This is a genomic window from Psychrobacter sp. 1Y4 (genome assembly GCF_051847555.1).
Map to the genome: position 1 here is coordinate 1 of NZ_JBPYDE010000995.1, position 552 is coordinate 552.

Annotated in this window: 1 protein-coding gene; it reads right to left on the reverse strand. The window is 44.4% G+C overall.

Annotation, left to right across the window (positions count from 1 at the left end; genetic code table 11):
* Nucleotides 1-147 precede the first annotated feature (147 nt).
* On the reverse strand, nucleotides 148-552 hold a 405-nt coding region (locus tag ACS8FC_RS20055; protein ID WP_439298078.1), incomplete at its 5' end, for a glutamate ligase domain-containing protein.

Here is a 552-nt window from a genome sequence, read left to right on the forward strand (position 1 = left end):
CGCTTTGTCCTGCTTGTGCAGCCGCCGCTAATGCTGGTTCTGGATTGGTAATGGCTGACTTATCTTCGGTATCATCGATAGCGAGGTTCTGAGTACTCATGTTTTCTTTATTATTAGTCGTCATGAAGATAGTTCCTAAATTTTAGCTTACTTGATGTAAAGATTATTGGCAGCCAAATCAATAGCGATCTGCCCCACATTACCCGCGCCTTGCGTGATAAGCATGTCATTGGCTTTTAATAAACGCTGCATCACAGGGGCAAGATTGTCTTTGTCAATAATCGTCGGTTCAACTTCACCGCGCAGACGGATACTACGTGCTAATGACTTGGTATCAGCGCCTATAATCGGGCTTTCACCTGCTGAATATACGTCCAATAGTAGCAGCTCATCAACACTTGATAGCACTTCAACAAAATCGTCATAGCAATCACGGGTACGGCTATAACGATGCGGTTGAAATAACATCACTAAACGGCGATCAGGAAAGCTTTGGCGAGCGGCTTTGATGGTTGCGTCAACTTCTTTTGGATGATGGCCGTAATCATCAAT